A 13,222-nucleotide genomic window follows, 5' to 3' on the forward strand; every position below is an offset into this window, starting at 1 on the left:
GTGCGGCGCGCGTGTCGGGCTGGCAAGCCCAAGTTAGACCATCATTTCCTTGGTCGCGGTCAGACGCACATCAGGATAGTCGCGGTCGACGCGATCGATATCCCATTGCAGCCGCGTCAGGTAAACGACGTCGCCGTCATGATCGAGGGCGATATGCTGCTTGTTGGCTTCGGTAAACTTCTCAACGGCTTGCCGGTCACCGTTCACCCAGCGTGCCGAGGTGAACTGTGATTGCTCAAAGCGCACAGGCAGGCCATATTCCAGTTCAATCCGGCTGGCGAGCACTTCGAACTGCAACTGCCCGACAACGCCCACGACAAAGCCGGACCCGATGGCGGGCTTGAACACTTTCGCGGCACCTTCTTCGGCGAACTGCATCAGCGCTTTTTCGAGGTGCTTTGACTTCATCGGGTCGCCCGCACGGACGCCTTGCAGCAATTCCGGCGCAAAGGAGGGGATACCGCTTACACGGATCGCTTCGCCTTCGGTCAGCGTGTCACCGATGCGCAATTGGCCGTGGTTGGGAATGCCGATGATGTCACCGGCCCAGGCTTCCTCTGCCAGCTCGCGGTCGGCGGCAAGGAACATCACAGGGTTGGTCACAGACATGACTTTTTTGGATCGCACATGGGTCAGTTTCATGCCGCGGGTAAAATGGCCCGAGGCAAGGCGGACAAAGGCAACGCGGTCGCGGTGCTTGGGGTCCATATTCGCTTGAACCTTGAAGACAAAGCCGGAAACCTTTGTTTCTTCAGGTAAAATATTCCTTGGCTGCGCCGACTGAATTTGTGGTTCCGGCCCGTAGGTAGCGATGCCATCCATCAGTTCCTTGACGCCAAAGCTGTTGATCGCGGACCCGAACCAGATCGGCGTCAGTGACCCTTCGGCCATCAGTTCAGCATCCAGCGGCGGCATCAGCTCGCGCACCATTTCCAGATCCTCACGCAGCTTTTCGAGCAGCGCGGCGGGCACATGTTCGGCCAGCTTTGGGTCGTCCAACCCTTCGATCGCGATGCTTGCGGATACTTTGTTGCGGTCGGCACGGTCCATCAGTTCCAGCCGGTCACGCAGGATGTCATAGCAACCAATAAAGTCGCGGCCCACGCCGATGGGCCAGCTCGCGGGGGTCACGTCAATCGCGAGGTTTTCCTGAATTTCGTCGATGATCTCGAACACATCGCGGCTTTCGCGGTCCATCTTGTTACAAAAGGTCAGGATCGGCAGGTCGCGCATGCGGCAGACCTCGAACAGCTTTTGCGTCTGGCTTTCCACGCCTTTCGCGCCGTCGATTACCATCACGGCTGCGTCCACCGCCGTGAGCGTGCGGTAGGTATCTTCGGAAAAGTCCGAGTGGCCGGGCGTGTCCACAAGGTTAAAACGGTAGTTCGTGCCCTTGTTCACAAAGTCGAACGACATGGCGGACGCCGAGACAGAGATGCCGCGGTCTTTTTCCATCGCCATAAAGTCGGACCGTGTGCGCCGGGCCTCGCCCTTGGCACGCACCTGTCCCGCCATCTGGATCGCCCCACCGAACAACAGGAATTTCTCTGTCAGCGTGGTTTTCCCTGCATCGGGGTGGGAAATGATCGCAAAGGTGCGACGCCGAGCGATTTCGGCAGGCAAAGCGGGGCGGTTTGAGGGGGTATCCAACATGGATTGGCATATATCCACGCCCGAACACACGCGCAAGGCTGCTTGGATCAGGCGGTGGGTGGCATTTCTTTGGGGCCGCGCGTGAAAATCGGGTACTATGAGGCGCGTGAGGTCATAGAAAGGGAGAAGACGATGGAGCTGAAAGAGATTGCAGAAGCTTTGGTGAAAGGGTGCCGCGAAGGGCACGAGGTGGCGAACCTTGATCGGCTTTATGCGGCGGATGCCGTGTCAGTCGAAGCGATGGATCACGGTAACGGGCGTGAAATCAAGGGCCTCGACGGGATCAAGGGCAAGCATGCCTGGTGGGACGGCGCGATGGAGGTCACGCGTCAGAACGTCAGCGACCCGATGCTACATGGCGACGAACGCTTTGCCGTTATGTTCGACGTTGCCGCACGCGAAAAGGCCAGCGGCAATGTGATGGAGATGAAAGAGGTCGCTGTTTACCATGTGGCAAATGGCAAAATCGTACGCGAGGAGTTCTTTGGCTGATTAGCGCATGCTGGCGCGGCGCAGCAGTTCAGCTGCGTCGGGACGGTCAAGCAGCGGTTCGGACACATCAAGCCCCGCATGGGGCAGGTCGGAATGACCGGGGATGACATCGCCCATGGCATCCGACAGCTCTTGCGGCAGCACGCCCTTGGTGCGGCTGTCGATCAGCATGGATTCCGCTGCGATCCCTTCGGCATAGATGATCTGATGGCTGTCAAACAGCAGCTGGAAGTAATCGACGAAGCCGCCGTCTTGCACGCGCACTGTATCACCGTTCACCAGATGCCGTGCCTTGACCAGCAGTTCCGAGCGGCCCGCGCCCAGACGGTCTTGGCGTTGGTAAATGAACAGGCGGTGGTCGGGGCTGACGATAAGGTCATTGTCGTTGTTCAGTGTGCCCGCATCAATGCAGATCGGTGCAAATTCACCGACGGCACGCACTGTGCTCTGGCTGATCCAGCGGATTGCCTGCACGCCATCATCGCGGGTGAGTATCTTGTCGCCCACCACCAGATCTTCAATCGGAAGCTGTTCGCCGGTACCCATGGTGATGTGCGTGCCGCGGGTAAAGGACACGCAGGCAACCTGCGCGAATTTCTGGCGCATGGTTTGGGTGTCGATGCCAACCAGCCGGTATTCCACTTTCGGCGACAGCGCGCTCAGCGGGATAAGGTAAATCGCCTCGGCGTGGCCATCGTCCGCCACCTCGACCAGCAGGATCGCGTCGTTGATTTGCCCATCGGGCGACATGAAGGTCAGCGCACAATCCAGATGCAGCGCTGCGCCGCTGGCGCCGGTTTGCGTATCAGGCGCGATCGACAAGCTGCCGTTTGCTGCCGCCTGTATCGACAGGCGCACAGGGGCCGCGCCATAGGAAAGTTCGTAGACATCATCTAGCAGCAGCTCTGATGCAAAGGACATCGGATCGCCCATATTCGCACCATCCGTCGCCGTGAATTGCGTCGCATGGTAGACAGGGACGCTTTGCGGTGAGGAAGGGCGGGGCGAGGTCATGGGGCGGGCCTTTGCGCACGAATGGTAAGGTAAATCAATACCGGCGGTCGCATAACCGTCGGTGGTTATAGCATCTTTGCCATAAGATTGTGTCTCATTGTGGTCAAGCCTTTGGCCTTTTGCTGGCATTGTTCGCAGTGACAGTGCTACGACTTGCGCGAACATTAATCGGGAGAGATCGCTATGGATCTGGGAATCAAAGAAAAACGCGCATTGGTTTGCGCATCGTCAAAGGGTCTTGGCCTGGGCTGTGCAGAGGCGCTGGCCGAAGCGGGTGTGAATCTGGTGATGAACGCACGCGGTGCCGCTGATCTGGAAACAGCCGCTGAACGCATCCGTCAGGACTATGGCGTAGAGGTCACCACCATTGCCGCCGATATCGCCACGGACGAAGGCCAGAAGCTGGTGCTGGACGCTGCTGGCGACATCGACATTCTGGTCAACAACGCAGGTGGCCCGCCCCCCGGCATGTGGAGCGATTGGGACCGTGAGGATTTCATCAAGGCGCTCGACGCGAACATGCTCGCCCCCATCGCGATGATCAAAGCGCTGGTGCCTGCGATGATGGACCGTGGCTGGGGCCGTGTCGTCAACATTACCTCGCAATCCGTACGTGCGCCAATTGGTGTTCTGGGGCTCAGCAACTCTGCCCGTACCGGTCTGACCGGCTATGTCGCGGGTACCTCGCGTCAGGTCGCGGGCAAGGGTGTCACGATCAACAACCTGCTGCCGGGCATTCACGCCACCGACCGCGCCGATGCGCTGGATGGGGGTGTCGTCAAACAAAAGGGCATCACGCTGGAAGAGGCCCGCACCGAGCGCGCATCAACAATTCCCGCAGGGCGTTACGGCACACGTCATGAATTCGGGGCGGCTTGCGCCTTTCTGTGCTCAACGCACGCGGGCTTTATTGTGGGCCAGAACCTTCTGCTCGACGGTGGCGCGACAAACATGACGATGTAAGCTGTGGGTCTGACGCTGCGGCACCCATGGGGTAGCGCAGCGGACGGGCTGACATATTCCATCACGTTTACGACAGACTGCCGCGCGATAGATAGCGCGGCAGTTTTTGCTCGGTTACCCATAGTTGCTACAGTCTTTTGCAAAGGTAACCCCTGATGTCTCCCATTGTTCTGTTTGTCCTGTTCGGTGTCGTTATCGCCGTCAGCCTTCTGGCTGCACCTCGGCGTGCCTCTGTCGAAGGGTTCTTTGGCGGAATGACGGCCCAAGGCGGGGTGCCGGGGCTTTGGACGCTGGTGCTGAGCCAGGTCACCACGTGGATTTTCGCCCGCAGCCTGATGAACGCGGCGATCTTGGGCTACTACTACGGCATCGCGGGGACGCTGGCCTATGCCGCATATTACGGGTCCTTCCTAACCGGCGGTTTTATCGTGGGCCGTTTGCGCCAGAACGGGGCCATGTCCGTGCAGGATTGGCTAGGGGCACGCTTTGGCGGAGCAGGGAACGCTTGCTATAATCTGGTGATTGCCCTGCGGCTCCTGTCCGAGGTATTTGCGAACCTGCTGGTGGTGGGACTGATCTTTAACGCTGTGCTTGAGGGCAGCGGCACGCCGGCGATCCTGATCGTGGCGCTTGTGGGCTTGGGCTATTCCGCTTGGGGTGGGCTCAGTGCTGCGCTGCGCACCGATGTGGTGCAGATGGTGGTGTTCCTGGTGGTCTTCGGCGTCGCTTTTGTGGCGCTGGTCGTCTCTCCCGGTTTTGATCTGGGCGCGGTTGTCACGGCACCGGGGACGGCGGGGGCCTATAACGGTTGGGTGCTACTGGCGGTGGCGTTGTTGCAGGTGTTTTCCTACCCCGCACATGATCCGGTGATGATGGATCGCGGGTTCATCGCTGATCCACAGACGACGCGCCGTTCTTTCGTGCATGCGTTCTGGATCTCGACGCTGTGCATCATCGGCTTTGGTTTTTTTGGTATTCAGGCAAGCCTTGCCGGTGCCGCATACGAGGGCGAGCTGATCGGCACATGGGCCACGATGTTCCCCGCATGGGTTTTTGTCGCGCTCATGATCTCGCTGCTGGTATCGGCGCTGAGCACGCTGGATTCCGCGCTCTCTTCTGCCGCACGGCTGGTGGTCGAAGAGCTGAAGCTCGCGCCGCGCAGCCTGAATGGCGGGCGGGTTGTGATGCTGGGCTTTATGGTCGCAGGCACGGTGCTGACGCTGTGGGGCAATGCGACGCTGTTTGACGCGGTGGCCGTGTCCGGGACGGCGTCGATGTTTTTGACGCCGGTTCTGATTGTGGGGCTGGTGATGCAGCGCCAGATTGCACCTTGGGCCTATTTCGCCGCCTTTGGGGCCGCGATGCTGGGGGCGTTTGCCTATTTCGCGCGTGCATGGCCCGCCTTTGCTGCCGTGCTGCCCGAGGGGCATAAATACGAACAGCTTTTGGTGATTTGTGTGAGCGTACTGGTCGCAGGCTTTGCAGCGGTGCTTGCGGGCACGCGGCGGGGCTGATACCGGTCGATCCCGAGTGAAATGATCGGATTAGACCGCGCCCATGACAGACTTCACCGAGAAGCATCCCCGGCTTGAAATCAAGAACCTTCAGCGCGCCTATGGCGGGCGGGCTGTCGTGGATGACGTCAGCCTGAAGATAATGCCGGGGCAGGTGACCTGCCTGCTGGGTCCGTCGGGCTGCGGCAAGTCGACCACGCTGCGGATGATCGCGGGTGTCGAGATGCAGGACAGCGGCACGATCCATGTGGACGGCAAGCTGATTTGCGACACGGTGTTCCGCGTGCCGCCCGAGCGACGCGAGATCGGGTTGATGTTTCAGGACTTTGCCCTGTTTCCGCACCTGAGCGTAGCCGATAACGTAGGCTTTGGCCTGAAAACGGGCAACAAGGCTGAACGCCGCGCCCGCATCGAAGAGCTGTTGGAACGTGTCGACCTTTTGCGGTTCATCGACGGCTACCCACATCAGCTGTCTGGCGGTGAACAGCAGCGCGTGGCGCTGGCGCGGGCTTTGGCTCCGCGGCCCAAGATCATGCTGATGGACGAGCCTTTCTCGGGTCTTGATAACCGTCTGCGGGATGACATCCGCGACGAGACGTTGGGTATTTTGAAAGAAGAAGGCACCGCCGTATTGCTGGTGACCCATGAACCCGAAGAAGCCATGCGCATGGCCGACGAAATCGCGTTGATGCGCGACGGTAGAATCGTGCAGCAGGGGGCCCCCTATAACGTCTATACGCGCCCTGTCGATCGTGCCTCGGTCGCGTTTTTCTCGGACGCCAATGTGCTGCGGGCCGAGGTTACGGGGGCGCTGGCATATACGGTCTTTGGCCGGTTCCTAGCCCCCGGCGTACCAGATGGAACGCAGGTGGATATCGTGTTTCGGCCCCAGCATTTACGGATCGACTTTGACCGCGGGGGCAAAGGGCCTTTGCCGACGTCTACGGATGGGACAGCGGCCCGCGCTGTGGTCGCCCGTGCGCGGTTCATGGGCAATGAAAGTCTGGTGGAATTCGTGATGGACCATGACGGCAGCACCCTGCGTGCCACCGTGCCTAATGTCTTCCTGCCGCAACCGGGGGCCGTGATGTGGCTGACCGTGCGCCGTGACCGCTGTTTTGTCTTCCCAGTGCATCCTGCGAGGTAAAACGCGGACGCCTGTCTGTGGTGTGCACGCGGGATGCCTTCGGCGAGGATTCTAATCCATTTGGAAGGCTGGCGGCGCGGTGAACAGTTCGGGTAGCGGGTGCGTGTCTTCGATCAGGTCAAGGCGAAGGGTTTCAGTTTTCTCGTTAGCTTCATTCCAGCCTGACAGGAGCCAGCTGCGGGCCGCGTGGGTCAGGGCAAGGGGATGCAAAACCAACGTCCTGAGCGATCCGTCGTCGGCATTATAGACGATCCTGAGTTTCTGGCGTGCGCGGATGGCGGCGCGAAGTACCGGCAGATGCGCCATCCCGCGTGCGGCATTGGCGAACGGGTGTTCGACCCGTTGCCAGTCCAGCGTGTCTGGATGCGCCGTTTCAGGCAGCGCCGCGTCGATCTTTTGGGCGAGGGATGTCGCGGCTGCCTTCAAGTCGGGATCGGTGGTTTCAAGCACAACCGCGAGGGCAAGCTGCAGGGCCTCTATCTCTTCTTGCGACAGGGACAGCGGCGGCAGCACGGTGGTGGGCGTCAAACGGTAGCCTGCACCACGGGTGCCCGTGATCGCCACACCCGACGCCTGTAATCTCGCGATGTCTCGGTAAAGCGTGCGCAAGGACACGCCTGCCGCCCGCGCCAGATCTTCGGCACGGTGCAACTGGTGGTCACCCAAAGTGGTGAGCAGGGAAAACAATCGATCACTGCGGCGCATGGTAAAGGATGTGCCACGTGTCGGACGGCGGCGCAAGGCAACTGTCAAAAAACTGTCAGGAGCGTATGGGGGCGCAGTCCGGTCACACAAATTTTGCGACACGAGGTAGCGCGGCCGTTGGTTTGGCTCTTCAAGCTGCCCCGACGCGGGCCTAAAAAGGATCAGAGTTTTCTGGCGCGGGGGCAGTCCCCCTGTGCATACATTCGGAATATGGAGTTGAGACTATGTTGAACAATATCGGCCTTCCGGGTCTTTTGCTGATTGCAGTTGTGGTGTTGGTCCTGTTCGGGCGCGGCAAGATTTCCAGCCTGATGGGCGAAGTGGGCAAAGGCATCACCAGCTTTAAAAAAGGCATCAGCGAAGGCGAAGACGACGTCAAAAATGGCGACAAGGATACCGCAGAGCTGGGCGATGACACAATTGTTGTCACCGAAACGAAGACCGACAAGGACCGGGTGTAAGCTCTCATGTTTGATATGGGGTGGTCAGAGCTGTTGGTCGTCGGCGTTGTTGCGCTGATCGTGGTGGGTCCAAAAGACCTGCCGGTGCTGTTTCGTAAGGTCGGCCAGTTTGTCGGCAAGGCCAAGGGTATGGCGCGTGAATTCAGCAGCGCAATGAATGATGCGGCCGACGACACCGGCATGCGCGAGATGTCGGCGGGCTTGAGTAAGTCGTTGAAGACAGCCACAAACCCGCTGGGATCGGCGATGGACGAGGTGAAATCGGCGACCAAATCGCTTACGAAGTTTGACCCCGAGAGCAATACCGGCAAGCTGGCCGCCGAGCGCGCCGAGGATGTGAAGAAGATCCAGGCCGCGACCGCGCGCGCCGGGGCAGAGCGCAAGCAGCGTGAAGCCTCGGACGCATTGGCGCAGGCGGAAGCCGCCGAGGCAAATCTGGCCACGCCGTCCGCAGCACCCCAGATCGAAAAGACGGCAACAGAGGCTGCGAAGGCCCCTGCGAAAAAAACGCTGGCCAAGAAGACTCCGGCAGCCAAAGCCCCGCTTGCAAAAACGACGCTTGCAAAAACGACGCCTGCAAAGACGGCGCCTGCAAAAAAGCCAGCCGCAAAGAAACCTGCTGCAGCGAAACCTGCCGCCAAGAAAACCGCGCCCAAAAAGCCAGCGGCCAAAAAGAGTGACACATGAGTGCTTCGGACGATATTGACGACAGTGCCGCCCCGCTGATCGAGCATCTGGCAGAGCTGCGCACGCGGCTGATCCATTCGGTGATCGCCTTTATCATCGGGATGGTGATCTGTTTTACCGTGTGGAATCCGATCTTTAACTTTCTGACGCACCCTTTGTGTTCAGCGATGGCCGAGCGCGGTCAGGATGATTGCGGGTTGATCCTGATCAAGCTGCAAGAGGGCTTTTTCGTCGCTATCTCTATCTCTTTGCTGGGCGGGCTGGTCTTGGGCTTTCCTTATATCAGCTATCAGCTGTGGCGGTTTGTGGCCCCGGGTCTTTACAAGAACGAAAAGGGCGCCTTCCTGCCGTTCCTGATCTCGAGCCCGCTGATGTTCTTTTTGGGCGCGTCCTTTGCGTTTTACGTCGTAACGCCGCTGGCGTTCGATTTCTTCCTTGGTTTCCAGCAGGCCGGTACGCTTGTGGGGGAGGGCACGGATAACGCAGGCGGGATCGCGGCGATCGCCTTTCAGGGCTCTGCGCAGGAATATCTGAGCCTGACGATCAAGTTTATTGTGGCCTTTGGCCTGTGTTTCCAGCTGCCGGTTCTGCTGACGCTGATGGGCAAGGCCGGTCTGGTCAGCGCCGAAGGGCTTGGCAACGTGCGCAAATATGCGGTTGTCGGTATTCTGGTGCTGGCTGCACTTGTCACACCGCCCGATGTTATCACCCAAGGGATCCTGTTTGTTGTGGTCTATGGGCTTTACGAAATCTCTATCTTTCTTGTACGGCGTGTCGAACGCAAACGAGAAGAACAACTGCGTGCGGACGGGTATTATGACGACGAATATGATGACCCGATCCTTGCAGAGTTCGAAGAGGATGAGGACGACCTGAAGTGAACCGTGACCCTATGGACCGTATCGCAGCGGCGTTGGAGAGAATGTCTCCTGCGCCGCTGAAAGCCCCCGATTTTGATGTGGCGGGGGCCTTTGTCTGGCAGACAGGGCCTGACCATCTGGCGCCGGTTGAGACGGTTAGCAAAGTTGATCTGCCCCTGCTGGTCGGTGTAGACCGTGCGCGGGATACGTTGCTGGCCAACACCACGCAGTTCGCCGCTGGACTGCCTGCAAACAACGCGCTGCTTTGGGGCGCGCGGGGGATGGGCAAGTCGAGCCTGGTCAAGGCCGTGCACGCCCATGTCCGCGAAAGCCATGACCGGTTGCGCATCGTTGAGTTGCAGCGCGAAGACCTGCCGTCGGTGGGCCGGTTGCTGAACCTGCTGCGTGGCGCGCGGCAGCGTTTTATCCTGTATTGTGATGACCTCAGCTTTGGTCATGACGATGCGCATTACAAATCGCTCAAGGCGGTGCTGGATGGCGGGATCGAGGGGCGGCCCGAGAATGTCGTGCTTTATGCCACGTCGAACCGCCGCCACCTGATGCCCCGCGATATGATCGAAAACGAACGCGGTTCGGCCATCAACCCTGCCGAAGCGGTTGAGGAAAAAGTGTCATTGTCGGATCGCTTCGGGCTGTGGTTGGGTTTTCACCCCTGCGATCAAAAGCAATATCTGGATATGATCCGCGGCTACTGCGATGCCTATGGCGTAGAGATTGACGCCAAGACCCTACATAGCGAAGCGATTGAGTGGCAGGCCACGCGCGGTGCGCGGTCGGGTCGTGTGGCGTGGCAGTATTTTGTTGATTTGGCTGGGCGGCGCGGCGTCACTTTGTGACCACGCCAATATAGGTCAGCTGCGGCCCCCTTTTGGAGGACCGCAGGACCAAACATAACACAGAAAATTCAGCTTAGTTCAGATAGGGTGTCGGGTCGACGCTATCAAAGCCGTTGCGGACCTCGAAATGGACGAATGAATCGTCGCCCGGCCGCAATTTGGCGATGTTCGCCCCTTTTGCCACACTATCACCCTTAGCGACCGACACATTGGCGACGTTCGCATAGACGGTCAGCAGGTTGTCAGGATGGCGGATCACGACGATCGGCACGCCTTCGGCGCTTTTGGTGATCGCTGCGACGGTACCGCTATCGGCGGCCTTCACGGCAGCACCCGGCGTGCCCTTGATGTTGATGCCTTCGTTCTTGCCCTTGGAATAGGCGCGGATGATGCTGCCCTGAACGGGCGGCGACATGCGCCCCGACGATGCGGGCTGTGTGGTCTTGCCCACGTCAGCGACGGGTTTGGCCGCCGCGGGTTCGGGTTTTGGTGCAGCGGGCTTTTCATCCACGGGGGGCAGGGGCTTTGCTGCACTTGGCGGGGTTGGTGTGGGCGATCCGGTGCCCGGCAGGCTGGTGGGTGTCGGGGCGGTGGGTGCCGGCGCAGTGGCTGTTGCCGCGGCGGGCACGGCGGCGCTGCGGTTTGGCGCGGCCTGTTGCGCGACAGGGATCAGCAGGAATTGACCTTCGCGGACAGAGAAATCAGCACCAAGCCCGTTCCATTCGGCCAGTGTTTCAACCGGCACGGCATAGAGGCGTGCGATGGTATAGGCGGTCTCGCCGCGTTCGACCTTGTGGCGGATGGGTTCGATCCCGGTCTGTTTCGCTGGGTTTTCGCGGGTCATGGTCTGGGCCGACGGTAGTGCGGTGGTTTGGACGCCGGGGGTGGCGGGCGCGCGGTTGATCGCGCCGCCGGCCATGGATTGAATATCGACCGCAGCGGTGGTGATCGGACCGGTACCAGATGCCCCCGTTGCAGGTGACGGTTCGGATACACGCGTCGGCAAGGCGATGATCTCTCCCTTGCGGAGGGGGACTGTGGCGTCGATGCCGTTATAGCGCGACAGGCTGCCCACATCGGACCCTACGCGGGTCGCGACATCAGCCAGCGTGTCACCACGCCGCGCCACGGCGACCTGATAATTAGGGTAAGAGATCACCCCGCGGTTGTCCGGTGCGGGGCGTTCGTCCAGCGGTCCGGTGGCTGCATGGGCGGTGGTGAAACCGTCACCAAAGCCGCCGCGCAAATCCATATCCAGGGGGCGGTCACAGGCAGCGAGCAAAAGCGCAGAGCTGCCCGCCAGTACCGTCAGCTTGAGGGTACGGGTCACGTTTGGTTGGGTCATCTGCTCGTCCTCGTATTCGGTGCCGTATGCGCCTTGGGGTCCCCGTTCGGGCGGAGTTCCCCTTGCTATACTGCAATTAGCCGTCTTTTCCCAGCCCTTCAAGCAAGGGAACAAAGCGCACTTTGCGCAGCTCGTCGTATTCCAGCCCGGTCTCTGTTTTGCGCACCCGTATGAGGTGTTGAACCGTGTCCGATTGGCCTACAGGCACCACCATTATGCCGCCCACCTTGAGCTGTGCTAGAAGGGGCCCTGGGGGGTCTTCGGCCGCAGCGGTGACAATGATCCGGTCAAAGGGGGCCTGTTCGGGCAAACCAAAGCTGCCATCGCCGATGATCGCGGTGATGTTTGACAGGGCGAGGTCATCGAAAATCTGTCGGGCTTCCACAACCAACCGACGGTGGCGGTCGATGGTATAGACGCGCCGCGCAAGCTTGCTGAGGATCGCGGCTTGATAGCCAGATCCTGTCCCGACCTCGAGCACTTTGTCACGCGACGACACATCGAGCGCCTGCGTCATCAGGGCGACAACGGACGGCTGGCTGATCGTTTGGCCGCAGGCAATCGGCAGGGGCATGTCCTCGTAGGCGCGCGAGGCAAACAGGCCACGGATAAACGGGCCACGGTCGATCTGTTCCATCGCGTTCAAGACACGGGCGTCGGTCACGCCTTTGGAGCGGAGTGCGTAAAGAAACTGCATCTTGCGGGTCGCGTCCGTGATTTCTTCTTCGTCGCTCATGTATTGATGGCTTTAAGCGCGTCAAATGTATCATGAGCCGTCAGGTCAGCGCGCATCGGCGTGACAGTGATATAGCCGTCGAGGTTCAGCGCCGCATCGGTGCCAGCGTCTGTCGGGATCTGTTGGTCGGCCCCCTTGATCCACAAGAACCGCCGCCCCGAGGGGGACAGCTGCGGGATCGTAGAGAACGTGGTGTCGCGGCGCACCCCTTGAGCGGCAAGGCGGATACCTTGGACGTCGGCGGCAGCCACGGGGGGGAAGTTCACGTTGTAAAACAGACGGTAGCCCGACCCGTGGGGCGGCGTGGCGTCCAGAATGCGCCGGATCACATCGGCCCCGTGTGATGCGGCAGCTTCAAAGGGATCGTCCAGATCGCGGTTTTCCGGACCATAGTATTGCGACAGGGCCACTGCGGGGATGCCTTGCAAAGCGGCCTCCATCGCGCCGCCGATTGTGCCGGAATAAAGCGTGTTTTCAGCCGCGTTATTGCCGCGGTTCACGCCTGACAGCACCAGATCAGGACGGGCATCCAGCATACAATCGTGCAGCGCCGCCATCACGCAGTCGGCCGGGCTGCCTTCGACGGAAAAGCGGCGGTCGCTGACGTTCTCGACCATCATGGGTTTGGTGTAGCTGATGCAATGGCCGACGCCGGATTGTTCATAGGCAGGGGCCACAGTCCAGACTTCGCCGTCGGGTCCAGCCAGTGCGGTGGCAATGGCGTGCAGGGTCTTAAGACCCGGAGCATGGATACCGTCGTCGTTCGTGATCAGAATGCGCATAAATTC

14 protein-coding genes are annotated in these 13,222 nt (G+C 60.2%); 8 read left to right on the forward strand and 6 right to left on the reverse strand.

What is annotated here, in order from left to right; genetic code table 11:
* Window positions 1-33 precede the first annotated feature (33 nt).
* Window positions 34-1,653, reverse strand: a complete 1,620-nt coding sequence (locus tag E5180_RS02735; protein ID WP_138923048.1) for a peptide chain release factor 3 — start codon at window positions 1,651-1,653, stop codon at window positions 34-36.
* A gap of 132 nt (window positions 1,654-1,785) precedes the next feature.
* On the opposite strand from E5180_RS02735, the gene E5180_RS02740 reads away from it, so the two are divergent.
* Complete coding sequence (locus E5180_RS02740) at window positions 1,786-2,145, forward strand: nuclear transport factor 2 family protein (protein ID WP_138925094.1); 360 nt, start codon at window positions 1,786-1,788, stop codon at window positions 2,143-2,145.
* On the opposite strand, the gene E5180_RS02745 is transcribed toward E5180_RS02740, so the two are convergent.
* Entirely contained in the window at window positions 2,146-3,159 is a 1,014-nt protein-coding gene (locus E5180_RS02745) for a Hint domain-containing protein (RefSeq protein WP_138923049.1), read from the reverse strand.
* Between the two features lie 183 nt (window positions 3,160-3,342).
* On the opposite strand from E5180_RS02745, the gene E5180_RS02750 reads away from it, so the two are divergent.
* The 3 genes from E5180_RS02750 (at window position 3,343) to E5180_RS02760 (ending at window position 6,783) form a co-directional block, all read left to right on the forward strand.
* Window positions 3,343-4,122 carry an SDR family oxidoreductase gene (locus E5180_RS02750; RefSeq protein WP_138923050.1) on the forward strand — a complete coding sequence of 260 codons (780 nt, stop codon included), beginning with the start codon at window positions 3,343-3,345 and terminating at the stop codon, window positions 4,120-4,122.
* 155 nt (window positions 4,123-4,277) lie between these two features.
* Window positions 4,278-5,636 carry a sodium:proline symporter gene (locus tag E5180_RS02755; RefSeq protein ID WP_138923051.1) on the forward strand — a complete coding sequence of 453 codons (1,359 nt, stop codon included), beginning with the start codon at window positions 4,278-4,280 and terminating at the stop codon, window positions 5,634-5,636.
* A 43-nt stretch (window positions 5,637-5,679) separates the two neighbouring features.
* Entirely contained in the window at window positions 5,680-6,783 is a 1,104-nt protein-coding gene (locus E5180_RS02760) for an ABC transporter ATP-binding protein (protein WP_138923052.1), read from the forward strand.
* A 51-nt stretch (window positions 6,784-6,834) separates the two neighbouring features.
* Here E5180_RS02760 and E5180_RS02765 read toward each other — a convergent pair whose 3' ends face one another.
* A complete protein-coding gene (locus tag E5180_RS02765; RefSeq protein WP_254700518.1) occupies window positions 6,835-7,536 on the reverse strand; it encodes a helix-turn-helix transcriptional regulator in 702 nt (233 codons plus the stop codon).
* 176 nt (window positions 7,537-7,712) lie between these two features.
* On the opposite strand from E5180_RS02765, the gene E5180_RS02770 reads away from it, so the two are divergent.
* The 4 genes from E5180_RS02770 to E5180_RS02785 are packed head-to-tail and all read left to right on the forward strand — an operon-like array spanning window position 7,713 to window position 10,353.
* Window positions 7,713-7,949, forward strand: coding sequence for a twin-arginine translocase TatA/TatE family subunit (locus E5180_RS02770; RefSeq protein WP_138923053.1), 237 nt, complete (start codon window positions 7,713-7,715; stop codon window positions 7,947-7,949).
* A gap of 6 nt (window positions 7,950-7,955) precedes the next feature.
* Window positions 7,956-8,636: a Sec-independent protein translocase protein TatB gene (tatB, locus tag E5180_RS02775; protein WP_138923054.1), complete on the forward strand. Its 681-nt coding sequence runs from the start codon at window positions 7,956-7,958 to the stop codon at window positions 8,634-8,636.
* Window positions 8,633-9,517 carry a twin-arginine translocase subunit TatC gene (gene tatC / locus E5180_RS02780; protein ID WP_093732589.1) on the forward strand — a complete coding sequence of 295 codons (885 nt, stop codon included), beginning with the start codon at window positions 8,633-8,635 and terminating at the stop codon, window positions 9,515-9,517. Before tatB ends, tatC begins: the two co-directional genes overlap by 4 nt.
* Window positions 9,514-10,353: an ATP-binding protein gene (locus E5180_RS02785; RefSeq protein ID WP_138923055.1), complete on the forward strand. Its 840-nt coding sequence runs from the start codon at window positions 9,514-9,516 to the stop codon at window positions 10,351-10,353. The genes tatC and E5180_RS02785 overlap by 4 nt, the downstream gene beginning before the upstream one ends.
* 73 nt (window positions 10,354-10,426) lie before the next feature.
* Here E5180_RS02785 and E5180_RS02790 read toward each other — a convergent pair whose 3' ends face one another.
* The 3 genes from E5180_RS02790 to surE all read right to left on the reverse strand — a co-directional run bounded on the left by E5180_RS02790 (window position 10,427) and on the right by surE (window position 13,216).
* Window positions 10,427-11,698 carry a M23 family metallopeptidase gene (locus tag E5180_RS02790; RefSeq protein WP_138923056.1) on the reverse strand — a complete coding sequence of 424 codons (1,272 nt, stop codon included), beginning with the start codon at window positions 11,696-11,698 and terminating at the stop codon, window positions 10,427-10,429.
* Between the two features lie 76 nt (window positions 11,699-11,774).
* Window positions 11,775-12,434, reverse strand: a complete 660-nt coding sequence (locus tag E5180_RS02795; RefSeq protein ID WP_138923057.1) for a protein-L-isoaspartate(D-aspartate) O-methyltransferase — start codon at window positions 12,432-12,434, stop codon at window positions 11,775-11,777.
* Window positions 12,431-13,216, reverse strand: coding sequence for a 5'/3'-nucleotidase SurE (surE, locus tag E5180_RS02800; protein WP_138923058.1), 786 nt, complete (start codon window positions 13,214-13,216; stop codon window positions 12,431-12,433). The genes E5180_RS02795 and surE overlap by 4 nt, the downstream gene beginning before the upstream one ends.
* Window positions 13,217-13,222: the final 6 nt, after the last annotated feature.

The organism is Sulfitobacter sp. BSw21498, assembly GCF_006064855.1.
In the GTDB taxonomy this organism is placed as follows: domain Bacteria; phylum Pseudomonadota; class Alphaproteobacteria; order Rhodobacterales; family Rhodobacteraceae; genus Sulfitobacter.

Coding starts and splice junctions, on each gene's coding strand:
- surE (WP_138923058.1), bottom strand. CDS start 13,216: ATGCGCATTCTGATCACGAACGACGACGGTATCCATGCTCCGGGTCTT.
- E5180_RS02735 (WP_138923048.1), bottom strand. CDS start 1,653: ATGTTGGATACCCCCTCAAACCGCCCCGCTTTGCCTGCCGAAATCGCT.
- tatB (WP_138923054.1), top strand. CDS start 7,956: ATGTTTGATATGGGGTGGTCAGAGCTGTTGGTCGTCGGCGTTGTTGCG.
- E5180_RS02790 (WP_138923056.1), bottom strand. CDS start 11,698: ATGACCCAACCAAACGTGACCCGTACCCTCAAGCTGACGGTACTGGCG.
- E5180_RS02770 (WP_138923053.1), top strand. CDS start 7,713: ATGTTGAACAATATCGGCCTTCCGGGTCTTTTGCTGATTGCAGTTGTG.
- E5180_RS02750 (WP_138923050.1), top strand. CDS start 3,343: ATGGATCTGGGAATCAAAGAAAAACGCGCATTGGTTTGCGCATCGTCA.
- E5180_RS02745 (WP_138923049.1), bottom strand. CDS start 3,159: ATGACCTCGCCCCGCCCTTCCTCACCGCAAAGCGTCCCTGTCTACCAT.
- tatC (WP_093732589.1), top strand. CDS start 8,633: ATGAGTGCTTCGGACGATATTGACGACAGTGCCGCCCCGCTGATCGAG.
- E5180_RS02740 (WP_138925094.1), top strand. CDS start 1,786: ATGGAGCTGAAAGAGATTGCAGAAGCTTTGGTGAAAGGGTGCCGCGAA.
- E5180_RS02755 (WP_138923051.1), top strand. CDS start 4,278: ATGTCTCCCATTGTTCTGTTTGTCCTGTTCGGTGTCGTTATCGCCGTC.
- E5180_RS02760 (WP_138923052.1), top strand. CDS start 5,680: ATGACAGACTTCACCGAGAAGCATCCCCGGCTTGAAATCAAGAACCTT.
- E5180_RS02795 (WP_138923057.1), bottom strand. CDS start 12,434: ATGAGCGACGAAGAAGAAATCACGGACGCGACCCGCAAGATGCAGTTT.